The organism is Actinocatenispora rupis (assembly GCF_016861975.1).
In the GTDB taxonomy this organism is placed as follows: domain Bacteria; phylum Actinomycetota; class Actinomycetes; order Mycobacteriales; family Micromonosporaceae; genus Actinocatenispora; species Actinocatenispora rupis.
Map to the genome: position 1 here is coordinate 18,446 of NZ_BOMB01000046.1, position 23,197 is coordinate 41,642.

Here is a 23,197-nt window from a genome sequence, read left to right on the forward strand (position 1 = left end):
ATGACCATTGCTCCGCAGCAGGGCCAGGCGGTCGAGACCGTCACCCTGACCATCGACGGCGTCGAAGCCACCGTGCCGAAGGGCACGCTGGTGATCCGGGCCGCCGAGCAGTTGGGCATCGCGATCCCGCGGTTCTGCGACCACCCGCTGCTGGACCCGGCCGGCGCCTGCCGGCAGTGCCTCGTCGAGGTGGAGGGTCAGCGCAAGCCGCTGGCGTCCTGCACCACGACCTGCACCGAGGGCATGGTGGTGAAGACGCAGCTCTCCTCGCCTGTCGCCAAGAAGGCGCAGGAGGGGATCATGGAGTTCCTGCTGATCAACCACCCGCTCGACTGCCCCATCTGCGACAAGGGCGGCGAGTGCCCCCTGCAGAACCAGGCGATGAGCGCCGGCCGGCCGGACTCGCGGTTCGTCGAGCAGAAGCGGGAGTACCCGAAGCCGCTGGCGATCTCGACGCAGGTGCTGCTGGACCGGGAGCGCTGCGTACTCTGCCAGCGCTGCACGCGGTTCTCCGAGGAGATCGCGGGCGACCCGTTCATCGACCTGATGGAGCGGGGCGCGGCGGAGCAGATCGGCGTCTACTCCGACTCGCCGTACGTCGGCGTCGCCGGTGGCGACCGAGACGGCATTGCGGACGGGGCACTGAATTCCGAAGGCGACCCGTTCAACTCGTACTTCTCGGGCAACACGATCCAGATCTGTCCGGTGGGCGCGCTGACCTCCAGCGACTACCGGTTCCGGTCGCGGCCGTTCGACCTGGTGTCGTCGCCGGCGATCAACGAGCACGACTCGTCCGGTGACGCGATCCGCGTCGACCACCGGCGCGGCAAGGTCACCCGCCGGCTGTCCGGCGAGGACGCCGCGGTCAACGAGGAGTGGATCAGCGACAAGGCCCGCTTCGCCTTCCGGTACGCGACGGCCCACGACCGCCTGACGTACCCGCTGGTGCGGGAGGACGGCGAGCTGCGCCAGGCGTCCTGGACCGAGGCGCTGGCGAAGGCCGCGGAGGGCCTGGCCGCCGCACGTGACGCCGGCGGTGTCGGGGTGCTGACCGGCGGCCGGCTCACCGTCGAGGACGCGTACGCGTACGCCAAGTTCGCACGGGTCGCGTTGCGTACCAACGACATCGACTTCCGGGTGCGGCCGCACTCGGCCGAGGAGGCGGCGTTCCTGGCCGACTACGCGGCCGGCGTCAGCCCGAACAACGGTGGCGTGACGTACACCGACGTGGAGCACGCGCCGGTGGTACTGCTGGCCGGGCTGGAGCCGGAGGAGGAGGCCCCGTCGGTCTTCCTGCGGCTGCGCAAGGGTTTCCGCAAGCACGGGCTGCGGCTGTTCTCGGTGCAGCCGTTCGAGACCCCGGCGGTCGCCAAGACCGGCGGCACGCTCATCCAGGCCGCCCCCGGTACCGAGGCGGAGATCCTGTCCGCGCTCGCCGGTGACGCGCCGGTGGGCGTCGCCGAGATCGAGGCGGCGCGCCAGGCGGTGCGTACCGCGGGCGCGGTGGTCCTGGTCGGCGAGCGGCTGGCCGCGGTGCCGGGCGGGCTGTCCGCGGCGGCGCTGCTGGCCGACGTGACCGGCGCCCGGCTGGCCTGGGTGCCGCGCCGCGCCGGTGACCGCGGCGCGGTCGACGCCGGCTGCCTGCCCACGCTGCTGCCGGGTGCGCGTCCGGTCACCGACCTGTCCGGCCGGGTGCAGCTCGCGTCGTACTGGGGCGTCGAGTCGCTGCCGAGTACGCCGGGTCGGGACACCGCGGAGATCCTGGTCGCGGCCGCCACCGGGCAGCTCGCCGGCCTGGTCGTCGGCGGTGTCGACCCGGGCGACCTGCCCGACCCGGACGCCGCCGAGCAGGCGCTCGACGCGGTCGGCTTCCTGGTCTCGCTGGAACTCCGGGACAGCTGGGTGACCCGGCACGCCGACGTGGTGCTGCCGGTCGCCCCGGCGGTCGAGAAGTCCGGCTCCTTCCTGAACTGGGAGGGCCGGCTGCGGATCTTCGAGACGGTGCTGTCGACCGGCGCGATGACCGATGCCCGGGTACTCGACGCGATCGCCGCGGAGCTGGGCATCGCGCTCGGTACGGGTGACCCGCGCCGGATCCGCGCGGAGCTGGCCGGTCTGCCCGCGCACGAGGTACGCCCGACCCCGCCGAACCACCTGCCCGCCGAGCCGCCCACGCCGGGCGCCGGCCAGGCGGTCCTGGCGAGCTGGCACCACCTGCTCGACCTGGGCAGCCTGCAGGACGAGGCCGACTACCTGGCCGGTACGGCCCGGGCCGCCGTGGTACGGCTGTCCGCGACCACCGCCGCCGAGATCGGCGCCGCGGACGGGGCGCCGGTCACGGTGTCGACCGGGCGGGGCGCGATCACGCTGCCGTTGCGGATCACCGACATGCCGGACCGGGTGGTGTGGCTGCCGACCAACTCCGCCGGGAGTACGGTGCGGCGCACGCTCGGCACCGACGCCGGCGCGGTCGTCGCGATCGCCGCCGACGGTGGCGGCACGAGCGGCCCGCTGCTCGCGCAGCAGACCAAGGAGGAGGACCAGTGAACACCTCCGGCCTCGCAGGGCTGGCGGCGGGCGGGCAGCCCGCCGGGTTCGGGCACGACGTCTGGTGGATCGTTCTCATCAAGGTCGTCGCGGCCTTCGTCCTGTTGCTGTTGCTGACGCTGTTCGCGGTCGTGTTCGAGCGCAAGGTGATCGGCGCCTTCCAGGTGCGTCCGGGGCCGAACCGGAAGGCCCGCGGCTTCGGCTGGCTGCAGAGCCTCGCCGACGGTCTGAAGCTGGCGTTCAAGGAAGAGATCATCCCGACGCTGGCCGACAAGCCGGTGTACTTCATCGCCCCGGTGATCTCCGGCGCGGTGGCGTTCCTGTCGTTCGCGGTGATCCCGCTGGGGCCCGAGGTCAGCATCTTCGGGCACCACACGATGCTCCAGGTCTCCGACGTACCGGTGGCGGTGCTGGTGATCCTGGCCGCCTCGTCGATGGCGGTGTACGGCACGGTCCTCGCCGGCTGGGCCTCCGGTACGAGCTGGCCGCTGCTGGGCGGCATGCGCGCCGCGGCCCAGATGATCTCGTACGAGGTCGCGATGGGGTTGTCGATGGTCGCGGTGTTCATGACCGCGCACTCGATGTCCACCTCGGAGATCGTGGCCGCGCAGGCGCACGGCGCGTCCCTGGAGCTCGGCGTCTTCACCACGCACATCCCCAGCTGGTACTTCATCCCGCTGCTGCCGAGCTTCGTCATCTACTTCATCTCGGCGCTGGGTGAGGGCAACCGGACCCCGTTCGACCTGCCCGAGGGCGAGTCGGAGCTGACCGGCGGATACCTGACCGAGTACTCGTCGTTCAAGTTCGCGATGTTCTACCTGGCGGAGTACATCGCGATGGTGACGATCTCCGCCCTGTGCGTGACGCTGTTCTTCGGCGGTTGGCGCGCACCGTGGCCGATCTCGCTGTGGTCCGGCGCGAACTCCGGCTGGGTGCCGATCATCTGGTTCCTGGCCAAGACGATCATCTTCATGGGCGTCCTGGTGTGGATCCGGGCGACGCTGCCCCGGGTGCGCTACGACCAGCTCATGAAGCTGGGCTGGAAGGTCCTCATGCCGGTCAACCTGGTCTGGATCCTGATCCTGGCCGGGCTGCGGGTGGCGGCGCGCAACAACGACCAGACGAAGTACCTGGTACTCGCCGGGATCGTGGTCACGGTGCTGCTGCTGGTGCTCGTGTGGCCGGAGAAGCAGAAGGACGACCGCACCCAGCTGAAGCGCGAGATCGACACCGGCGTCGGTGGCTACCCGGTGCCGCCGCTCGACCTGGTGGTACCGCCGAATCCGCGGCTGAAGCGGCTCGAAGCGGAGCGCGCCGAGGAACCGGTCGGGGCCGGCAGCAAGGGATCGGCCGGTAGTGGTGCCGCCGCGGGCGGCCCGAGCGAGACTGCCGCCTCCGGCGGCAGCGAGGAGTGAGTCGTGTTCGAACCCATCAAGGGTTTCGGGGTCTCCCTCGCGAACATGTTCAAGCCGCATGTGACCGAGAAGTACCCGGAGAAGATGCGGCCGACGGCACCCCGGTACCACGGCCGGCACATCCTGAACCGGCACCCGGACGGGCTGGAGAAGTGCGTCGGCTGCGAGCTGTGCGCGTGGGCCTGCCCGGCCGACGCGATCTACGTCGAGGGTGCCGACAACACCGACGAGGAGCGCTTCTCGCCCGGTGAGCGGTACGCCGGGACGTACCAGATCAACTACCTGCGCTGCATCTTCTGCGGCCTGTGCATCGAGGCGTGCCCGACCCGTTCGCTGACCATGAGCAACGAGTACGAGCTGGCCAACGACAGCCGGCAGGACCTGATCTTCACGAAGGAGCAGCTGCTCGCGCCGCTGCTGCCGGGCATGGAGCAGCCGCCGCACGACATGCGCCTCGGCCACTCCGAGCAGGACTACTACGTCGGCGCCCTGGAGAACCCGGGCATGTCCGCCGGCGCCGAGTACTCGGTCCAGCAGGAGACGGCGCGCAAGTCGGGGGGTGCGGCATGACCCACGTACTCGCGCATCCGCTCGCCGGTCAGGTGCTCGCGCTCGCCAGCCCGGGCGCGATGGGTACCGGCGAGAAGGTGGCGTTCTGGGTCCTCGGCATCATCGCGCTGGGCTGCGCGATCGCGATGGTCGCCGCCCGCAACGCCATGCACTCGGCGCTGTTCCTCGTGGTCACGATGTTCTGCCTGGGGATCTTCTACATCATCCAGGCCGGGCCGTTCATCGGCATGGCCCAGATCATCGTGTACACCGGCGCGATCATGATGCTGTTCCTCTTCGTACTGATGCTGGTCGGACGGGACGTGTCCGACTCGCTGATCGAGACGCTGCGCGGGCAGCGTACGGCGGGCATCCTGGTGGGCCTCGGCCTCGCCGGCCTGCTCGGCGGCGGCATCGCCCGCGCGCTCGGCTCGATCGATGCGAAGGGCCTGGAGCAGGCGAACGCGACGCACGGCGGCAACGTGCCGGGCCTCGCCGCGCTGATGTTCACCCGGTACGTGTTCGCCTTCGAGGTCACCAGCGCCCTGCTGATCACCGCCGCCGTCGGCGCGATGATCCTGGCGCACGTGCAGCGCAACGGCGAGAAGAAGACGCAGAAGGAACAGTCCCGGGAGCGGTTCGCCGAGGGCAACCACCCGGCGCCGAAGGCGGGTCCGGGCGTGTTCGCGCACAGCAACTCGGTGGCCACCCCGGCGATCCTCCCGGACGGGACGCGGTCGGCGCGGAGCATCTCGCCGCTCGTCGAGCCGCGCGAGCTGACCGCCGAGGACACCCGCCCGAAGGACACCCTGACGGGAGGCGGAAACCAGTGACCCCGACGTACTACCTGGTGCTGTCCGCGGCGCTGTTCTGTGTCGGCGCGGTCGGCGTACTGATCCGGCGCAACGCGATCGTGGTCTTCATGTCCGTCGAGCTGATGCTGAACGCGGGCAACCTGGCGCTGGTCACGTTCGCGCGGATCAACGGCTCGCTGGACGGGCAGATCATGGCGTTCTTCGTGATGGTGGTGGCCGCGGCCGAGGTGGTGGTCGGTCTTGCGATCATCATGTCGATCTTCCGAACGCGCCGCTCGGCCTCCGTCGACGACTCCAACCTGCTGAAGTACTGAGGACATTTCGATGACACTGGCCGAACAGGTGCAGTACCAGAGCGCCACCGGTGCCCTGTCGAGCGTCTGGCTGCTCATCGCGATCCCGCTGGCGAGCGCCGCGGTGTTGCTGCTGCTGGGCCGCAAGGCGGACCGGTGGGGCCACATCCTCGGCTGCGCCAGCATCGGGGCGTCGTTCGTCCTCGGGCTCTGGTACTTCTTCACGCTGCGCGGGCTCGGCCACAAGGCCGTGTCGCTCGACCTTTTCAACTTCATCCAGGTCGGCCGGTTCAAGGTCGACTGGGGCATCCTGTACGACCCGCTCTCCGCCACCTTCGTCCTGCTGATCACCGGCGTGGGTTTCCTCATCCACGTGTACGCGGTCGGCTACATGAAGGAGGACCCGGGCCGTCGCCGCTTCTTCGGGTACTTCAACCTGTTCGCCTCGGCGATGCTGCTTCTGGTGCTGGGCAACAGCTTCCTGATGACGTTCATCGGCTGGGAGGGCGTGGGTCTCGCGTCGTACCTGCTGATCTCCTGGTACCAGGACCGGCCGGCCGCGGCGACCGCGGGCAAGAAGGCGTTCCTGATGAACCGGGTCGGTGACGCCGCGTTCCTGGTCGCCATGTTCCTGATGTTCGCGAACCTCGGCAGCACCGACTTCGCCACCGTGTTCAACGGGGTCGGCGCGCTGCCCCACGGGGTGACGCTGGCGATGGCGCTGCTGCTGCTCGCCGGCGCGTGCGGCAAGTCCGGCCAGTTCCCGCTGCAGGCGTGGCTGCCGGACGCGATGGAGGGCCCGACCCCGGTGTCGGCGCTGATCCACGCGGCGACGATGGTGACCGCCGGCGTGTACCTGATCGCCCGGTCGAACCCGATCTTCGACGCCACCTCGCTCGGCCAGACCATCGTGGTCGCGGTCGGCGCGTTCACGCTGCTGCTCGGGTGCGTCATCGGCTGCGCGAAGGACGACATCAAGCGCGTCCTCGCGTACTCGACGGTCAGCCAGATCGGGTACATGTTCCTCGCCGTCGGTCTCGGCGGCGGGGCGTACGCGCTGGGCATCCTGCACCTGCTGGCGCACGGCTTCTTCAAGGCCGGGCTGTTCCTCGGCGCCGGTTCGGTCATGCACGGGATGAAGGACCAGACCGACCTCCGCCGGTTCGGTGGCCTGTGGCGGTACATGCCGGTCACCTGGGCCACGGTGGGCCTCGGATACCTGGCCATCATCGGGATCCCGCCGCTGTCCGGGTTCTTCTCGAAGGACCCGATCATCGACGCGGCGTTCGCCCGTGGCGGCTGGCAGGGCTGGGTATTCGGCCTGGCCGCGCTGCTCGGCGCCGGCCTGACCGCGTTCTACATGACGCGGCTGTTCGTGCTCACGTTCCACGGCAAGAAGCGGTGGACGGACGACATCGAGCACCCGCACGAGTCGCCCGGCGTGATGAAGCTGCCGATGATCCTGCTCGCGGTCGGCTCGGTCGCGGCCGGCGGCCTGCTGGTGTACGGCGGCTTCACGACCTGGCTGGAGCCGGTGTTCGGCACCACGGAGGTGCCGGGCCACGAGCCCAACAGGGCCATGATGATCGGCATCAGCCTCGCCGTCGTGCTGGTCGGCGTCGCGATCGCCTGGCTGCTGTTCCGCCGCGGTACGGCGCTCGTCGAGCAGCCGGCCCGCAGCCCGATCGTCCGCGCGGCCCGGGAGAACCTGTACGGGGACGTCTTCAACGAGACCGTCTTCGAACTGCCCGGCAAGCTGCTGACCCGCGCGGCGGTCTTCTTTGACGGCAAGGGAATCGACGGCATCGTGACCGGGCTGGCCGCCATCGTCGGCGGCAGTTCGAGCCGGCTGCGTCGACTCCAGACCGGCTTCGTCCGGTCGTACGCGTTGACGATCCTCGGAGGTGCACTCGTCGTGGTAGCGGCGCTCATGGCGGTGAAGCTCGGATGAGCGAGCGTATGCGAGCGAATCGGGAAGCACCGCGCGTCGTGCCTCATGACCGGTCGGAACGAAGCGGAGAGCGGGCATGAGTGGGTTTCCGTTCCTTCCGGTGCTGACTGTTGCGCCGGCGGTGGGTGCGCTGGTGGTGGCGCTGCTGCCGCGCAGCAACGCGCAGCTCGCCAAGGTCGTGGCACTGGTCTGGTCGCTGGCCGTCCTGGTCGTGACCGCGGTGATGTGCGTGGTCTTCCAGGCCAACGGCAAGCGGTTCCAGTTCCACGACTCGTACCCGTGGATCAAGACGTGGGGCATCAACTTCACGTTCCAGGTGGACGGCATCGCGCTGGTGATGCTGGCCCTGACCGCGGTCCTGGTCCCGATCGTCATCGTGGCGAGCTGGCACGACGCCGAGCGGTCGAAGCGTTCGGTGAACACGTACATGGCGCTGCTGCTGGCGCTGGAGGCGACGATGGTCGGCGTCTTCGCCGCCTCGGACATCTTCCTGTTCTACGTGTTCTTCGAGGTCATGCTCGTCCCGATGTACTTCCTGATCGGGTCGTACGGTGGCCAGCGCCGGCAGTACGCGGCGGTCAAGTTCTTCCTGTACTCGCTGTTCGGCGGTCTGCTGATGCTGGCCGCGGTGATCGGCCTGTGGGTCGTCGGCGGGCACACCCTCGACTGGAACTCGTTGCAGCACGCGAACCTCGACACCGGGGTGGCGCGCTGGATCTTCCTCGGGTTCTTCCTGGCGTTCGCGATCAAGGCGCCGTTCTTCCCGTTCCACACCTGGCTGCCGGACGCCGGTGGCGCCGCGCCGGCCGGTGCTGCCGCGCTGCTCGTCGGCGTACTCGACAAGGTCGGCACGTACGGGATCCTGCGGTTCTGCCTGCCGCTGTTCCCGGAGGCGTCGCGGTTCTTCGCGCCGCTCGCGCTGGCCCTGTCGGTCATCGGGATCATCTACGGCGCGCTGCTCGCCGTCGGGCAGAACGACCTGAAGCGGCTCGTGGCGTACACGTCGATCGCGCACTTCGGGTTCATCGGCATCGGCATCTTCGCCTTCACCAGCCAGGCCGGTACGGGCGCGGTGCTCTACATGCTCAACCACGGCCTGTCGACCGGCGCGCTGTTCCTCATCGTCGGGATGCTCGTACAGCGGCGCGGTTCGGCGAACGTCCGGGACTTCGGCGGCGCGGCGAAGCTGGTACCGGTGCTCGCCGGGTGCTTCTTCATCGCCGGGCTGTCGTCGCTGGCGCTGCCGGGCACCTCGCCGTTCGTGAGCGAGTTCCTGGTCCTGCTCGGCACGTTCACCACGCACAAGGCGCTCGCGATCGTGGCGACGTCGGGCGTCATCCTCGCCGCCGGCTACATCCTCTGGATGTACCAGCGGTCCATGCAGGGCACGCTGAACCCGGAGCTGGCGAAGTCGGACGGCTTCAAGCAGGACCTGACCGGTCGGGAGAAGTGGGTCGTCGCGCCGCTGATCCTGCTGATCCTGGTACTCGGGGTCTACCCGAAGCCGGTGATCAACGTGATCAGCCCCGCCGTGACCGCGACCATGCACGACATCGGCAAGTCCGATCCGGTCCCTAGCGCGGTAGGGGAGCACAAGTGAACCCGGTACTCGCGGCGGACATCACGCTGCCGCACATCAACTACGGTGCGATCGCGCCGATCCTGATCCTGCTGGGGATGGCGTGCGTCGGGGTCCTGGCCGAGGCGTTCCTGCCGCGCACCCTGCGGTACCCGGTGCAGGTGCTCGTGTCGCTGGTGGCGCAGGTGGCCGGGCTGGCCACGATCATCGGGCTGGCGCTGAGCAACTACGCGAAGAAGCCGACCCTGACCGCCGGTGACGCGCTCGCCGTCGACGGTCCGGGCCTGTTCCTCCAGGGCGCGGTACTCGTACTGGGCATCGTGGCCACGCTGCTGATCGCGGAGCGGTCGGTGGAGCGCGGCGGGGCGTTCGTCGCGCAGGCGGCGGTCACCGCCGGCAGCGAGGCCGACGCCGAGCAGGCCCGGCGGCAGCCGAGCCAGACGGAGATCTTCCCGCTGTCGCTGTTCGCGCTCGGCGGCATGATGCTGTTCGTCTCGGCGAACGACCTGCTGACGATGTTCGTGGCGCTGGAGGTCTTCTCCCTCCCGCTGTACCTGATGTGCGCGCTGGCCCGGCGCCGTCGCCTGCTGTCGCAGGAGGCCGCCGTCAAGTACTTCCTGCTCGGCGCGTTCTCCTCGGCGTTCTTCGTGTACGGCATCGCCATGCTGTACGGCTTCGCCGGCTCGGTGAAGTTCCACGACATCGCCGTGGCGGCGATCTCGTCGGGCAAGAGCGACCTGCTGATGTTCATCGGCCTGGCGATGCTGGCGATCGGCCTGCTGTTCAAGGCCGCGGCGGTCCCGTTCCACGTGTGGACCCCGGACGTGTACCAGGGCGCGCCGACGCCGGTGACCGCGCTGATGGCGTCCTGCACGAAGGTCGCCGCGTTCGGTGGCATCCTGCGGATCTTCTACGTGGCGTTCCTGGACAGCCGGTGGGACTGGCGGCCGGTCATCGGCGTCATCGCGGTCCTCACCATGGTCATCGGCGCGATCCTGGCCGTCACGCAGACCGACATCAAGCGCCTCCTGGCGTACTCGTCGATCGCGAACGCCGGGTACGTGCTGACCGGGGTGCTCGCCATGCAGAAGGACGGCATCTCGTCGTCGCTGTTCTACCTGGTGACGTACGGCTTCACGGTGCTGGCCGCGTTCGGGCTGGTGACCCTGGTCCGGGACCAGGACGGCGAGGCGACGCACCTGTCCCGCTGGGCCGGCCTCGGCCGCAAGGCCCCGGTACTCGCCGGCGTGTTCACGTTCCTGATGCTGTCGTTCGCGGGTATTCCGCTGACCTCCGGCTTCACCGGCAAGTTCGCGGTGTTCTCGGCGGCGCTCGGCGGCGGCCAGACCACGCTGGTGATCTTCGGTGTACTGTCCAGCGTCCTGCTGGCCTTCCCGTACCTGCGGGTCGTCGTGCTGATGTACCTGCAGGAGCCGGCCGCCGACGCGCCGACCGTGGCGGTGCCCGGCGCGCTCACCTCGGCCGCGCTGGCGATCGGCGCGATCGTCACCCTGCTCCTCGGCGTCTGGCCCAGCGTCCTGCTGGACGTGGCGAACAGCGCCGCCCAGTTCGTGGGTTGACGCAGGCTTGTCCCGCCGGGTCAGGGCGTCCCGCACGTCGCGTACCGCGACGCGGGGCGCCCTGACCGTGTGCGGCGGGCTCCACCGTTCGGGCAGAGAGGCGGTGTGGCATCGTGGGTGACGTGGCAAGGACGCAGGCGGATCCGATGGCGACGATGGTCGTACCCGGGCTGGACTTCGGCGACGACGAGCTGCGCGGCTCGCTGGTGGCCGGGCTGGCGGAGGTCGAGCGCGAGCTGATGGACGCCGTCGCCGGCGCCGACCCGTTCGTCACGGAGGTCGCCCGGCATCTGATCCCCGCCGGCGGCAAGCGCACCCGCCCGCTGCTGGTGCTGCTCGGCTCGCACTTCGGCAAGCCGGTCAGCCCCGAGGTGGTGCGCGCGGCGGTCGTCGTCGAGCTGACCCACCTCGCCACCCTGTACCACGACGACGTCATGGACGAGGCGTACGTGCGGCGCAGTACCGAGAGCGCGAACTCGCGGTTCGGCAACTCGGTGGCGATCCTCACCGGCGACTACCTGTTCGCCCGCGCCTCCGACGTGGTCGCCGACCTGGGCCCGGAGGCGGTCCGGATCCAGGCGCGCACGTTCGCCCGGCTGGTACACGGGCAGATCCGGGAGACCAGCGGGCCGCGCGGCGCCGACCCGATCGTGCACTACCTCGACGTACTCGCGGAGAAGACCGGGTCGCTGATCGCCACGTCGGCGCGGTTCGGCGCGATGTTCGGCGGGGCGGAGCCGGAGACGGTCGAGGCGCTGGCCGAGTTCGGCGAGACGTTCGGGATGGCGTTCCAGCTCGCGGACGACCTGCTCGACATCGCGTCGGAGAGCGACCAGTCGGGCAAGACCCCCGGCACCGACCTGCGCGAGGGCGTCCTCACCCTCCCCGTGCTGTACGCGCTGAACGCCGGTGACCGCGCCGGGCGCCGGCTCAGCGAGATCGTTCAGGGGCCGGTCACCGACGACGACCTGCACGCCGAGGCGTTGAGCCTGCTCCGCGCCTCCGACGGGATGCAGCGGGCCCGGGCCACCGTCCGGGAGTACGCGGACCGGGCGCGGGCGCAGCTCGCCCCGCTGCCCGACGTACCGGCGCGGGCGGCGCTGGAGATCCTCTGCGACTACGTGGTCGACCGCACCGGCTGAGCCGAGCCACGGCCGCGTGCCCCCTGGTCGGCGGTTGCGCCCGCGCCGATCGACGGGGCCACGCGGCGGGCCGGGTCACCAGCTGGTCGAGCCGCCGCCGTCCCCACCGCTGCTGCCGCTGTCGGTACTGCCGCCGCTGTCGAAACCCCCGCCCGAGTCACCGCCGCCGGAGTCGAAGCCGCTGCCCGAGTCGCTGCTGCCGCTGTCGTACGAGCTGGCGGTGTCGAACGCGGCGAACGAGGTGCCGTTGTCGTACGGGCGGTAGGTGGAGGATCCGCTGCCCCAGCCACCGCCGCCGGACGTGGCGGTGCCGCCGGTCGAGCGGCGGACCAGCGCGATGACCACGCAGGCGACGAGTACGGCCACGGAGATGCAGAGCACGCCGGTGCCGGACGTGAGCCCCGACGTGCCGGTACCGGTGGCGGCCGGGTCGGACGGGCTGTCGGTGGGGTCGGCGTACGGGTCGTCGCCGTACCCGGTGGTGGAGGTACGGGTGAGCTGCTCGTGCAGCGCGCGCAGGCCGGCGTCCAGGCCGTCCGCGTACCGGGACTGCTGGAAGTCGGGGTTCATCCGCCGGGTCTGGATGTCCCGCCAGCTGTCGTCGAGCACGCTGGACCAGTTGTCGCCGTAGTAGATGCCGGTCTGGCGGTCGTGGACCGACACCGCGACGACGAGCAGGTCGCTGCGCCGTGAGCCGGACTCGTACCAGGTCGGGCAGGCGGCCTCGTCGGCCTGCTCGGCGGCGGCGATCCCGCCGGACGGGAGCGTCCCGTACATCCGGAGGTGGAACTCGGCGCCGTCGTCGACGAGCTGGTCGGCGTCCTCGTGCAGCCGCGCCAGGTCGGCGGCGTCGAGCACGCTGGTCGGGTCGTACAGCGCGGTGTCGCAGCGGTCGGGCGACGGGCTCGGGGTCGGCGCGGCGGCCGCGGCGGTGGGAACCGCGACGGCGGCCACCAGCGCGGCCGCGACCAGGACGCACCGTACGGGGGGTCTCATGCCGGGCAGGCTATGAGGTGCCCGCAACGGATCAGCCGGTCAGGTACTTGAGGGCCGCGTCCAGCGCGTCCGCCTCGTCCACCGGTACGTCCGGGGCGACGCCGGTGCCCTCCCAGTTGGTACCGGTGACCGCGTTGCGGGTGCGCGCGACCGGGACGCTCGCCTCCAGGTACGGGTGCAGGCGGATGCCGATGCGCGGGTGTGCGCCGCCGGCGGTGGTCTCGCCGAACAGGGTGGCGCGCCCGGTGTGCTTCAGGTCGTACGCCAGCTCCTCGCCGCCGGAGAACGTACGCGGGCCGATGAGGACGGCGATCGGACGCTCGGTGCCGTAGCGGGGGCCCGGCACGTACGGCAGGGTCCGGAACTGGGTGCTGCGCTCGCCGCCGCCGGGCACCCGTTCGATCATGTCGTTGAGGTGCGTCTCGGGCGCCAGCAGGTACGTGCACAGGTACGCGACGACGCCGGGGTCGCCGCCGACGCAGCCGCGCAGGTCGATGACGAGCCCGCTCGTACGGGCGAGGATCGTCATGGCGGCGGTCATCGCGTCGCCGACCAGTTCGGCGTTCCAGAGCACGGGTTCGATCTCCAGCAGCCCGATGCCGCCGTCGAGGCGCTGGATGCGGGCGATGCCGCCCATGGTCCGCTCGGCCCGCGCGGCGAACACCGCCTCGACGGCCTCCTCGCCGGGCAGGTCGGCGAGCGGTTCGGCATGGGCGATGAGCCGCAGATGCTTGTCCCCGTTGGCTTCCTGTACGTCGGCGGTGACGCGCGCGGCGAGGTCGGCCGGGTCGGCGACCCCGTCGTACCGGCCGGCGGCGGCGCGTTCGCCGAGCAGGTCGGCGACGCGGGCGGCGACGTCGGGGAAGACGTACCGCTCGGTGACGAGCGTGCGCAGGTCGCCGACGACCCGCGTGACCTCGTGCTGTTCCATGGTGCTGCCCCCTTCGACGGAGGGAGTAGAGCACCCCGGTTGACAAAGTGTCAAGAACTGCAGACGCTTGATGGCGTGTCCGACACCCCACGCGACGAGGTCCTGCACGTCTCCACACCGGCGCAGTTCAAGGCGCTCGGCCACCCGTTCCGGCAGCGGTTGATGTTCCGGCTCGGCCAGCAACCGGCGACGATCAGCCAGCTCGCCGCGGCGCTCGGCGCGCAGAAGGGCAACGTCGCGCACCACCTCAAGGTGCTGCGCGAGGCCGGCATGGTCCGCGTCGTCGAAACCCGGCAGGTACGCGGCGGCACCGAGCAGTACTACCAGCGCAGCGCCCGGCGGATGGACATCGACGGCTGGCAGACCGGACCCGCCACCGCGATGGTCGGCGCGGTCGCCGAGGAGCTCGCCGGCGTCACCGACGACCCGCTGCTGACCGTACGACACCTGCGGCTCACGCCGGAACGCGCGGCGCGGCTCGCCGAGGCGTTGTCCGAGCTGGTCGACGGCGCCGAGGACGACGGCCCCGACCACCCGCGGTACGGCCTGCTCGTCACCCTCTACCGCCCCGACACCGACTGACCGCGCCACGCCGCCGGGGGTGACCTCCTCGCCCGGCAACGGCGAGGATCGCCGGTCTGGTTCGGGTCCGACGGGGCCGGAGCACGCCGGCCCGATCGTCAGGCGTGCAGCCAGATCCGCAGCGGGGACAACGGGGTCAGCCCGGCGCGTACGGCGGCGGCCAGGTCGTCGCCGTGCTCGTACCCGACGACGGGGTGCCGGCCGAACACCCGGTACGCCGCGGCCACCGCGCCCGCCCACGCCCGCCCGGGGTCCGCCCCGAACAGGTTGCTCACGCCGATCGCGCCGGCCGCGCGGTTGACCGTGGCGCCCGCGCCGACGCGACCGTCGTCGTACCGGGCGAGGACGGCGACGTCGGCGTCGGCCAGCAGCTCCGGTACGACGATGCCGGTGCCGCCGCCCCACGCGTCGACCCAGCCGGCGAGCGCCGTGGCGTCCCGGACGGCGACCCACCCGTCGTCGACCGCGTCGTACGCGGGGGTGTGCAGCCACGTCGCCTCGATGACGACGCCGAAGCCGCGGCCGGTGAGGTCGAGCGTGCCGAAGCTGTCCTTGACCGAGCAGCCCGGCCCGGCGTCCACCCGGTCCAGCGCGTCGACCGGGCAGTCCGGGTCCAGCGTCACGAGATCCGGATAGTACGGCGGGGTGCGGCGCGGGCTGGCCCACGCGTACCGGTCGGTGGTGGTGGGCAGGCCGTGCGCGCGGCAGACGGCGGCGCACCAGGCGGCGTTGTTGGCCACGGCGGTCGCCGTACGGTCGTCGGTCACCGGTCGATCGTGCCAGGGACCAGGGCGTCCCAGGCGGCGAGGGCGGTGTCGGCGACGGCGGTCAGCTCGGCACGCGACCGGCCGTCGCGCGCCTGCACGGACAGTCCATTGAGGACAGTGGAGTAGAAGGCGGCCAGCGCCGCCGTGTCGACACCCGCGGGTACGTCGCCGTCGGCGACCCCCCGGTCGATCCGGGCCCGGATCGTGGCGCGCACGTCGTCCCGCAGCCCCCGCACGTACTCCCGGACGTCGGCGTGGTCGGGCGCGCCGACCGGGGCCGACAGTACGACGAGGCAGCCGCGCGGCTGACCCGGCCGGGTGTACTCGGTGATGTTGTCGGCGAGCATCGCGGCGATCGCGGCCCGCGCGGTGGGTTCCTCGGCCAGGGCGCGGCCGGTACGCGAGCCGGCGTGCTTGCCGTACAGGGCGACGGCGTCGCGGAAGAGCTTCTCCTTGCAGCCGAACGTGGCGTACAGGCTGGGGGAGTTGATGCCCATGGCGCCGGTGAGCATGGCCATCGAGCTGCCCTCGTAGCCGTGTTCCCAGAAGACGGCCATGGCGCGGGCGAGCGCCTCGTCGCGGTCGAAGCCGCGGGGTCGTCCACGTGGCACGACGCGCCCCCTTTCTGTGCTGATCGTTACACAAACCTTGTCCGGCCGTCCAGCCGGGCCTTAATTTGTGCCGACCGATACAAAAATGGAGGCGGAGATGGCAGTACTGGACGGCAAGGTGGCGCTCGTGACCGGCGGGAGCCGCGGCATCGGGGCAGCGATCGCGCGGCGGCTCGCGGCCGACGGCGCCGACGTCGCCCTCACGTACGCGACGGCCGCGGACCGGGCCGCCAAGGTGGTCACCGAGATCGAGGAGCACGGCCGGCGCGGACTCGCGATCGCCGCTGACGCCGCCGATCCCGACGCCGTACGCGCCGCCGTCGAGCGCACCGTCGCCGACCTCGGCCGGCTCGACATCCTCGTCAACAACGCCGGGATCTACCTGACCGGACCGCTCGCCGACCTCACCGACGCCGACGTCGACCGCACCCTCGCCGTACACGTGCGGGCGCCGTTCGTCGCTGCGCAGGCCGCCGCGCCGCACCTGCCGGACGGGGACGGGCGCATCGTCACCATCGGCAGCGACCTCGCCGAGCGCGCACCCTGGCCCGGCCTCACCCTGTACTCGGCCAGCAAGTCCGCGCTCGTCGGCCTCACCAAGGGCCTCGCCCGCGAACTCGGCCCCCGCGGCATCACCGCCAACCTCGTCCACCCCGGCTCCACCGACACCGAGATGAACCCCGCCGACGGCCCGCACGCCGAGCAGCAGCGCGCCCTCATCCCGCTCGGCCGTTTCGGTACCGGTGCCGACGTCGCCGCGATGGTCGCGCACCTCGCCGGCCCCGACGGGCGGTACGTCACCGGTGCGTCGATCCTCGTCGACGGCGGCTTCACGGCCTGACCACCCGGTACGCCCGGTCCACCGTGCCGGGCGTACCGGCGGCGGGGCGTGGCGGGCGAAACGTACGCTCGCATCCGTGGACTGGAACAGGCGGGCGTGCTCCCGGCGCGGGCACGTGACGTACGCACCGGACGAGGCCGGCCTGCGCGACCGGCTGCACGCCGACACCCCGCAAGGCGAGGCATGGCGCTGCCTGCGCTGCGGCGACTACGCGATCGGCCCGGTCGCCGCATCGGGCCCGGCCGACCACGCCCCCCTCGTCCCGCGCGGCGCCGCCATCCGCGACCGGCTCGTCATCCGCGTCCTCGCCGTCGAGCGTTTCCTCCGCGGGCTGCTCATCGCCGCCGGCGCGTTCGCCGTCTTCTGGTTCCGCGACTCGCAGGCCAACCTGCACCGCGTCTTCGAGTCCGACCTGCCGCTGTTCCGCCCCCTCGCCGACAAGTTCGGGTACGACCTGACCGACTCGCCGATCGTCGACGAGATCCGCAAGAGCTTCACCCTCAGCCACACCCTGCTGCTCGTCATCTCCGCCGCCCTCCTCGCGTACGCCCTCATCGAACTCGTCGAAGGCGTCGGCCTGTGGCTCCTCAAACGCTGGGCCGAGTACTTCACCGTCGTGGCCACCGCGGCGTTCCTGCCCCTGGAGATCTACGAACTCGCCGAGAAGGTCACCTGGCTGCGCATCGGCGCGCTGCTGTTCAACATCGCCGCCGTCGTGTACCTGCTGTTCTCCAAGCGGCTGTTCGGCATCCGCGGCGGCGCCAAGGCCGCCCACGCCGCCCTCCTGGGCGAATCCCTACTAGAAGTCGAACGCGCTGCTGTTTGAGGTCGCGGGGCGGGCCCGTTCGTCCGCTGGCGGCGTTGTCGTCGCCCCCGAGTGCGTTCGCACACGGGGGCTCCTCCGCCTTGCCAGCGAACGAACGGACCTCGCCCCGCTTCCGTCCCCACGGGGTTGGGGTTTACACCGAAACCCCTTCATGGAGCCGGGCGCCGCCGTGCCGGCGGACGACCTCGGCCGCTCCGTCCCCACGGGGCTCGGGTTTACACCGACCGACTCTTCACCACGGAGCCGCGTTCACCAGGGATCGCGTCGCGGAGCCGGGCTACACGCTCAGGCGTTGGAGGGGTCGGGGGTACGGGTGGCGACCAGGCGCGCGGTGCGGCGGTGCTGGCGTACCAGGTCGGCGGTGAAGATGGCGAGGGCGAGCCAGACGAGGACGAAGCCGATGAGTTCGGCGGGCGGCATCGGCTCGTGGAAGAGCAGCAGGCCGCAGCCGAGTTGCAGGATCGGCGCCACGTACTGGAGGACGCCGATGGCGGACAGCGGCAGCCGGTTCGCGGCGGAGGCGAAGCACAGCAACGGGATCGCGGTCACGACGCCGGCGCCGAGGAGCAGCAGGGTGTGGCCGGCGGAGACCGTACCGAGGGTGCCGGCACCGGTGAACGCCAGGTACGCGAGGTAGCCGGCGGCGGGCAGCGCGAGTACCGCGGACTCGGCGAACAGGCCACGGGCGGCGGGCAGGCCGAGGGTCTTCTTGGCCAGCGCGTAGCAGCCGAACGAGCACGCCAGCGTCAGCGCGATCCACGGCGGGCGGCCGTAGTCGACGGTGATGACGGCGACCGCGGCGACGCCGACCGCGATCGCGATCCACTGCGGCCGGCGCAGCCGCTCCCGCAGGACGACGACACCGAGCGCGATCGACACGAGCGGATTGATGAAGTATCCGAGGGACGTCTCGACGACGTGCCCGGAGTTGACGCCGTAGATGTACGTGCCCCAGTTGACGGCGATCAGCAGCGCCGCCGTGACGAGCTTCGCCACCGTACGGGGGGAGCGGGCGACGTCGGCGATCCAGCGCCACTGGCGCAGTACGGCGAGCAGCAGGGCGCAGCAGACCGCCGACCAGAGGACCCGGTTGGCCAGGATCTCGACGGCGCCGGCCGGCTTCAGCAGCTTCCAGTAGATCGGGAACAGACCCCAGATCCCGTACGCCGCGAGCCCGTACAGGTATCCGCGCCGCGTTTCGTCCACAGGGCACACCGTAAGGGGCGTACCCGGGGCCGGTCCTAACGGTTGTGTCGGGCTTCACGCGCGATGTCCCGCATCGTGGACGGGCGTGGGGGTGTGGCCGGCGACGACGGGTCGCCGCCGGCGCCGGCTCAGTCCTTGTCCCGCGGCTCCGGGATGATGAGGCTCAGCACGAAGCTGACCACGGACACGATGATCGCGCCCCAGAACCCGGCCCAGAAGCCGTCCACGTGGAACCCGAGGTGCAGCTTGTCGGCGAGCCATCCGGTGAGCAGGAACAGCAGCGCGTTCACCACGACGGCGATGAGGCCGAGGGTGAGCACGTACAGCCCGCAGCCGACGACCTTGATGATCGGCTTCAGCACGGCGTTGATCACACCGAAGATCACCGCGACCGCGAGCAACGAGAGCACCTTGTGCCCCGTCGTGCCGGTGAGCGAGATGCCGGGCAGCAGGGTCGACGCCCAGAGCGCCAACGCGTTGATGACGATCCTGATCAGAATCCGCACGAGTTGATCGTCGCACGCGTCCGCCCGCCCCGCAGGAGATGGTGTGCGCGCCGTCATACCGGCGTACGGAATGGTCGGTGCGGGCACGCCGTTGTGCAGGGCGGCTGGTGTGGTTCGAGTCCCCGGGCCTCACCTATTGCCGTCGCGGAATACCGCGGTCCGGTCGTACGACCGGCCGGCTGGAGCCGCGCCGCGCCACTCGCCGAGAGGCGACCGCCATGCCAGCCGCCCAGGTGCCCCCGGCCCGTTCCACGGGTCGGGGGCGTTCGGCGTTCCGGGCACGGTTGTCCACAGGTCGTCCGGCGCTGTCCACAGACTGCCGTTACCCGGTTGCCGTCCGGCCCCGTGACCGGCGACGATGCCGCCATGACGGAGGTACGCGTGATCACGCCCGACGACTGGGCGCTGTGGCGGGAGGTGCGGCTCGCCGCGCTCCACGAGGCGCCGTACGCGTACGGCTCGACGTACGCGGACTGGGTGGACGCGCCGGAGCAGCGGTGGCGGGACCGGCTCGGCGGCGCCTTCCGGAACCTGCTGGTCCTCGTGGACGGGCAGCCCGGCGGCATCGCCAGCGGGATCCCGGCCGAGGACCCCGGCGTCGTCGAGATCGTCTCCATGTACGTGCTGCCCGCCGCGCGCGGCCGCGGTGTCGGCGACCGTCTCCTCACCGAGCTGGCCGACTGGGCCCGCGCGCGGGGCGCGACCGCCCTCCGGCTGGCCGTCACCGTGGGGAACGAGCACGCGACCGCGCTGTACCGCCGGCACGGGTTCCGGCACACCGCGACCCATGAGGAGACCGGCCCGCACGGCACGCGGTACGAGCGGACCATGGTGCTCCCGCTCGCCTGACGCACGACGGCCCGGACCTGGTCGGTCCGGGCCGTCGGTGGCGTCCGCTGGGTCAGACGATCGCCCAGGTGTCGCCCGAGTAGAGCAGGCGGTCCAGGTCCTCCTCCGGTACGGCGCCGGTCGCGGCGTGCTCGACCTGCGCCCGCACCAGGTCGTCGTACGAGGGCCGCGGCACGTCGCGCAGCACGCCCATCGGCGTGTGCATCAGCGCATCGCTGCCGGCGGGCAGCCGCGACAGGGCGAACGCGTACGTCGGGTCGGCGTCGTGCGCGTCGTGTACGACGATGTCGGCCGGGTCGACGGACGCGGTGTCGGCGACCGCCAGGCCGAAGCCGGAGCGTACGACGCAGCGGGAGCCGTCCGGGCCGAACGTGATCGGCTGCCCGTGCTCGACGCGGATCACGGCCTCGTCCCGCGACGACGGGTCCTTCAACACCTCGAACGCGTCGTCGTTGAAGATCGGGCAGTTCTGGTAGATCTCGATGAACGCGCTGCCGTTGTGCTCGGCCGCGGCGGCGAGTACGGAGGTCAGGTGCTTGCGGTCGGAGTCGAGCGTACGGGCGACGAACGACGCCTCCGCGCCGAGCGCCAGCGAGACCGGGTTGAACGGCGCGTCCGTCGAGCCGAACGGCGTCGACTTGGTGACCTTGCCCAGCTCCGAGGTCGGCGAGTACTGACCCTTGGTCAGGCCGTAGATCCGGTTGTTGAACAGCAGGATCTTCAGGTTGACGTTGCGGCGCAGGGCGTGGATCAGGTGGTTGCCGCCGATAGACAGCGCGTCGCCGTCGCCGGTGATCATCCACACCGACAGGTCCGGCCGGGACACCGACAGGCCGGACGCGATCGCCGGCGCGCGGCCGTGGATCGAGTGCATGCCGTACGTGTTCATGTAGTAGGGGAAGCGGGACGAGCAGCCGATGCCGGAGACGACGACGGTGTTCTCCCGCTTGATGCCGAGCGACGGCAGGAAGCTCTGGAACGCGGCCAGGATCGCGTAGTCACCGCAACCCGGGCACCAGCGCACCTCCTGGTCGCTCTTGAACTCCTTCGCGGTCTGCTTGTCCTCGGCCTTGGGTACCAGCGACAGGGCGTGCCGGCCGTTCGGGATCGTGACGGGGTCAGACATTCTTGACGATCTCCTCCAGCGCCGTCTCCAGCTCGCCAGCGGTGAACGGAAGGCCGCGTACCTTGTTGTAGCCGATCACGTCGATCAGGAACTTCCCGCGCAGCAGCTGGGACAGCTGGCCCAGGTTCATCTCCGGCACCACGACCTTGTCGTACCGGCGGAGCAGCTCCTCGGTGTTGGGGGGCAACGGGTTCAGGTGGCGCAGGTGGGCCTGCGCGATCTGGTGGCCGCTGCCGCGCAGCCGCCGCACCGCCGCCCCGATCGGCCCGTACGTCGAGCCCCAGCCGAGGACGAGTACCTTCGCCTCGCCGGTCGGGTCGTCGGCCTCCAGATCGGGGATGCTGCGCGCGATCGCGTCGACCTTCGCCTGCCGCAGCCGCACCATCGTGTCGTGGTTGGCCGGGTCGTACGAGATCTCGCCGGTGCCGTCGGCCTTCTCGATGCCGCCGATCCGGTGCTCCAGGCCGGGCGTGCCGGGGATCGCCCACGGGCGGGCGAGCGTCTCCGGATCCCTTTGGTACGGCCAGAAGCTGGTGCTGCCGTCGGGGTTCTCGTGGTTGTGCTCGGTGGCGAAGTCGACGGTGATCGCGGGCAGCTCGTCGACCTTCGGCAGCTTCCACGGCTCCGACCCGTTCGCCAGGTAGCCGTCGGACAGCAGCAGCACCGGCACCCGGTACGTCAGGGCGATCCGGCACGCCTCCATCGCCGCGTAGAAGCAGTCGGACGGGGAACTCGCGGCGACGACCGCGGCCGGCGACTCGCCGTGCCGCCCGTACAGCGCCATGTTGAGGTCGGCCTGCTCGGTCTTGGTCGGCATGCCCGTCGACGGGCCGGCGCGCTGGATGTCGCAGATGACCAGCGGCAGCTCCTGCATGACCGCCAGGCCGATCGTCTCGCCCTTCAGCGCGACACCCGGGCCGGAGGTCGACGTCACGCCGAGCGCCCCGCCGTACGACGCGCCGAGCGCCGCGCCGACCGCCGCGATCTCGTCCTCCGCCTGGAACGTCACCACGCCGAACTTCTTGTGCTTGCTCAGCTCGTGCAGCACGTCCGAGGCCGGCGTGATCGGGTACGCGCCGAGGAACAGCGGCCGGCCGGACCGCACGCTCGCCGCGATCAACCCGTACGCCAGGGCCAGGTTGCCGGTGATGTTCCGGTACGTGCCCGGGGGCAGCTTCGCCGGCTTCACCTCGTACCGGACGGCGAACTCCTCGGTGGTCTCGCCGTAGTTCCACCCGGCCTTCAGCGCCGTGACGTTCGCCTCGACCAGCTCCGGCCGGTTCGCGAACTTCTTGCGCAGGAACGCCTCGGTGCCCTCCACCGACCGGTTGTACATCCAGGACAGCAGACCCAGGGCGAACATGTTCTTCGACCGCTCGGCGTCCTTCTTCGAGATGTCGAAGCTCTCCAGCGCCTTGACGGTCAGCGACGTCAACGGCACCCGGTGCACCGCGTACGCGTCGAGCGAGTCGTCGTCGAGCGGGCTCACCTCGTACCCGACCTTGGCCAGGTTGCGCTTGGTGAACTCGTCGGTGTTGACGATGATCTCGGCGGCGCGCGGGACGTCGCGCAGGTTGGCCTTGAGCGCGGCCGGGTTCATCGCGACCAGCACGTTCGGCGCGTCGCCGGGCGTCAGGATGTCGTAGTCGGCGAAGTGCAGCTGGAAGCTCGACACGCCGGGCAGGGTGCCGGCAGGGGCACGGATCTCGGCCGGGAAGTTCGGCAGTGTCGACAGGTCGTTGCCGAGCTGCGCCGACTCCGCGGTGAACCGGTCACCGGTGAGCTGCATGCCGTCGCCGGAGTCACCGGCGAACCGGATGACCACCCGATCCAATTGTCGGACCTGCTTGGCCACGGGCGAGGTACCTCCTGTCGCCGGGCCGGGAATCGCCGCATGTTCGGCTGGGAGACGGCCCACTTACTCCTCCCTCGGATGCTACGTCGGGCCGGTAAGGGTGTCCTATCGCGGGCGTCACGTCCCGGTAGGCGGCATGCCTCTCGCCGGTTCCGTACCGGAAGGGGCCGCCGGCTTCGTCGTGGCTCGCCCCGGACGTCAGCGAATCGTCACCATTGGCGGGCGCCCGT

Annotated in this window: 21 protein-coding genes; 13 read left to right on the plus strand and 8 right to left on the minus strand. The window is 71.0% G+C overall.

Annotation, left to right across the window (positions count from 1 at the left end):
- The 9 genes from Aru02nite_RS32400 (at window position 1) to Aru02nite_RS32440 (ending at window position 11,871) form a co-directional block, all read left to right on the plus strand.
- Window positions 1-2,547 carry an NADH-quinone oxidoreductase subunit G gene (locus Aru02nite_RS32400; protein ID WP_203664050.1) on the plus strand — a complete coding sequence of 849 codons (2,547 nt, stop codon included), beginning with the start codon at window positions 1-3 and terminating at the stop codon, window positions 2,545-2,547.
- Complete coding sequence (gene nuoH, locus Aru02nite_RS32405) at window positions 2,544-3,962, plus strand: NADH-quinone oxidoreductase subunit NuoH (protein ID WP_239077083.1); 1,419 nt, start codon at window positions 2,544-2,546, stop codon at window positions 3,960-3,962. The genes Aru02nite_RS32400 and nuoH overlap by 4 nt, the downstream gene beginning before the upstream one ends.
- A 3-nt stretch (window positions 3,963-3,965) precedes the next feature.
- Window positions 3,966-4,532 (plus strand): NADH-quinone oxidoreductase subunit NuoI, encoded by a 567-nt coding sequence (gene nuoI, locus Aru02nite_RS32410; protein ID WP_275408767.1) that lies wholly within the window; start codon window positions 3,966-3,968, stop codon window positions 4,530-4,532.
- Window positions 4,529-5,344, plus strand: a complete 816-nt coding sequence (locus tag Aru02nite_RS32415; RefSeq protein ID WP_203664051.1) for an NADH-quinone oxidoreductase subunit J — start codon at window positions 4,529-4,531, stop codon at window positions 5,342-5,344. The genes nuoI and Aru02nite_RS32415 overlap by 4 nt, the downstream gene beginning before the upstream one ends.
- A complete protein-coding gene (gene nuoK / locus Aru02nite_RS32420; protein ID WP_203664052.1) occupies window positions 5,341-5,640 on the plus strand; it encodes an NADH-quinone oxidoreductase subunit NuoK in 300 nt (99 codons plus the stop codon). Before Aru02nite_RS32415 ends, nuoK begins: the two co-directional genes overlap by 4 nt.
- Window positions 5,641-5,650: 10 nt before the next feature.
- Window positions 5,651-7,570 carry an NADH-quinone oxidoreductase subunit L gene (nuoL, locus tag Aru02nite_RS32425; RefSeq protein WP_203664053.1) on the plus strand — a complete coding sequence of 640 codons (1,920 nt, stop codon included), beginning with the start codon at window positions 5,651-5,653 and terminating at the stop codon, window positions 7,568-7,570.
- 76 nt (window positions 7,571-7,646) lie between these two features.
- Window positions 7,647-9,170 carry an NADH-quinone oxidoreductase subunit M gene (locus tag Aru02nite_RS32430; RefSeq protein WP_203664054.1) on the plus strand — a complete coding sequence of 508 codons (1,524 nt, stop codon included), beginning with the start codon at window positions 7,647-7,649 and terminating at the stop codon, window positions 9,168-9,170.
- Complete coding sequence (gene nuoN / locus Aru02nite_RS32435; RefSeq protein WP_239077084.1) at window positions 9,167-10,729, plus strand: NADH-quinone oxidoreductase subunit NuoN; 1,563 nt, start codon at window positions 9,167-9,169, stop codon at window positions 10,727-10,729. Before Aru02nite_RS32430 ends, nuoN begins: the two co-directional genes overlap by 4 nt.
- A 146-nt stretch (window positions 10,730-10,875) precedes the next feature.
- Window positions 10,876-11,871 carry a polyprenyl synthetase family protein gene (locus Aru02nite_RS32440; protein WP_203664125.1) on the plus strand — a complete coding sequence of 332 codons (996 nt, stop codon included), beginning with the start codon at window positions 10,876-10,878 and terminating at the stop codon, window positions 11,869-11,871.
- A 75-nt stretch (window positions 11,872-11,946) separates the two neighbouring features.
- Here the strand turns inward: Aru02nite_RS32440 and Aru02nite_RS32445 are convergent, their stop codons facing one another.
- Together Aru02nite_RS32445 and Aru02nite_RS32450 are read right to left on the minus strand one after the other, a co-directional pair.
- On the minus strand, window positions 11,947-12,867 hold the full coding sequence (locus Aru02nite_RS32445) for a TPM domain-containing protein (RefSeq protein ID WP_203664055.1): 921 nt from the start codon (window positions 12,865-12,867) through the stop codon (window positions 11,947-11,949).
- Between the two features lie 31 nt (window positions 12,868-12,898).
- A complete protein-coding gene (locus tag Aru02nite_RS32450; protein ID WP_203664057.1) occupies window positions 12,899-13,798 on the minus strand; it encodes a S41 family peptidase in 900 nt (299 codons plus the stop codon).
- A gap of 75 nt (window positions 13,799-13,873) precedes the next feature.
- Here Aru02nite_RS32450 and Aru02nite_RS32455 point away from each other — a divergent pair, with 75 nt between their 5' ends.
- Complete coding sequence (locus Aru02nite_RS32455) at window positions 13,874-14,380, plus strand: winged helix-turn-helix domain-containing protein (RefSeq protein ID WP_239077085.1); 507 nt, start codon at window positions 13,874-13,876, stop codon at window positions 14,378-14,380.
- A 98-nt stretch (window positions 14,381-14,478) separates the two neighbouring features.
- Here Aru02nite_RS32455 and Aru02nite_RS32460 read toward each other — a convergent pair whose 3' ends face one another.
- A complete protein-coding gene (locus Aru02nite_RS32460; protein WP_203664059.1) occupies window positions 14,479-15,147 on the minus strand; it encodes a hypothetical protein in 669 nt (222 codons plus the stop codon).
- Window positions 15,144-15,758: a TetR/AcrR family transcriptional regulator gene (locus tag Aru02nite_RS32465; RefSeq protein WP_239077086.1), complete on the minus strand. Its 615-nt coding sequence runs from the start codon at window positions 15,756-15,758 to the stop codon at window positions 15,144-15,146. Before Aru02nite_RS32465 ends, Aru02nite_RS32460 begins: the two co-directional genes overlap by 4 nt.
- Window positions 15,759-15,855: 97 nt before the next feature.
- Between Aru02nite_RS32465 and Aru02nite_RS32470 the strand changes: the two genes are divergently transcribed.
- Both Aru02nite_RS32470 and Aru02nite_RS32475 read left to right on the plus strand, forming a co-directional pair.
- Window positions 15,856-16,599 carry an SDR family NAD(P)-dependent oxidoreductase gene (locus tag Aru02nite_RS32470; RefSeq protein ID WP_203664061.1) on the plus strand — a complete coding sequence of 248 codons (744 nt, stop codon included), beginning with the start codon at window positions 15,856-15,858 and terminating at the stop codon, window positions 16,597-16,599.
- A gap of 76 nt (window positions 16,600-16,675) precedes the next feature.
- Window positions 16,676-17,425, plus strand: a complete 750-nt coding sequence (locus Aru02nite_RS32475) for a DUF2127 domain-containing protein (protein ID WP_203664064.1) — start codon at window positions 16,676-16,678, stop codon at window positions 17,423-17,425.
- Window positions 17,426-17,710: 285 nt separating this feature from the next.
- Here the strand turns inward: Aru02nite_RS32475 and rarD are convergent, their stop codons facing one another.
- Complete coding sequence (gene rarD / locus Aru02nite_RS32480) at window positions 17,711-18,631, minus strand: EamA family transporter RarD (RefSeq protein ID WP_203664065.1); 921 nt, start codon at window positions 18,629-18,631, stop codon at window positions 17,711-17,713.
- A gap of 128 nt (window positions 18,632-18,759) precedes the next feature.
- Window positions 18,760-19,137: a phage holin family protein gene (locus Aru02nite_RS32485; protein ID WP_203664067.1), complete on the minus strand. Its 378-nt coding sequence runs from the start codon at window positions 19,135-19,137 to the stop codon at window positions 18,760-18,762.
- 366 nt (window positions 19,138-19,503) lie between these two features.
- Here Aru02nite_RS32485 and Aru02nite_RS32490 point away from each other — a divergent pair, with 366 nt between their 5' ends.
- Window positions 19,504-19,986 (plus strand): GNAT family N-acetyltransferase, encoded by a 483-nt coding sequence (locus Aru02nite_RS32490; protein ID WP_203664069.1) that lies wholly within the window; start codon window positions 19,504-19,506, stop codon window positions 19,984-19,986.
- Between the two features lie 52 nt (window positions 19,987-20,038).
- Here the strand turns inward: Aru02nite_RS32490 and Aru02nite_RS32495 are convergent, their stop codons facing one another.
- Both Aru02nite_RS32495 and Aru02nite_RS32500 read right to left on the minus strand, forming a co-directional pair.
- A complete protein-coding gene (locus Aru02nite_RS32495) occupies window positions 20,039-21,112 on the minus strand; it encodes a 2-oxoacid:ferredoxin oxidoreductase subunit beta (protein WP_203664071.1) in 1,074 nt (357 codons plus the stop codon).
- Entirely contained in the window at window positions 21,105-22,967 is a 1,863-nt protein-coding gene (locus Aru02nite_RS32500; protein ID WP_203664072.1) for a 2-oxoacid:acceptor oxidoreductase subunit alpha, read from the minus strand. Before Aru02nite_RS32500 ends, Aru02nite_RS32495 begins: the two co-directional genes overlap by 8 nt.
- Between the last annotated feature and the right edge of the window lie 230 nt (window positions 22,968-23,197).